This is a genomic window from Devosia elaeis (genome assembly GCF_001650025.1).
GTDB lineage: Bacteria > Pseudomonadota > Alphaproteobacteria > Rhizobiales > Devosiaceae > Devosia > Devosia elaeis.
The window spans coordinates 1-374 of record NZ_LVVY01000039.1 but is presented as its reverse complement, the minus strand read 5'-3'; the positions used below and the strand labels follow the sequence as shown (position 1 = coordinate 374).

Below are 374 nucleotides of genomic sequence, written 5' to 3'. Positions count from 1 at the left end.
TGACCTGAGCCCCTGGATCTCCTCCAGATTTTGGTAGAGTCCGCCGCAACAGAGGGCGGACGCATGAAGCGCAGCAGGTTCAACGAAGAACAGATCATCGCGATATTGAAGGAGCAGGAGTCCGGGCTGGGGACGGCGGACCTGTGTCGCAAGCACGGCATCAGCAGTGCGACCTTCTACAAGTGGAAGGCCAAGTATGGCGGCCTGGACGTGTCGGACGCACGGCGTCTGAAGACGCTGGAGGACGAGAACACCCGGCTCAAGAAGCTCCTGGCCGAGGCCATGCTGGACAATGCCATCCTCAAGGATGTCGCATCAAAAAAATGGTGACGCCCGACGCAAAGCGGGATGCGGTGGCTCATGCCTGCCTGGTG

At 60.2% G+C, this 374-nt stretch carries 1 pseudogene; it reads left to right on the top strand.

The annotated features are described in order from the left end of the window. Positions 1-63: 63 nt before the first annotated feature. A pseudogene (locus tag A3840_RS01695) lies at positions 64-374 on the top strand (transposase); the annotation flags it as partial.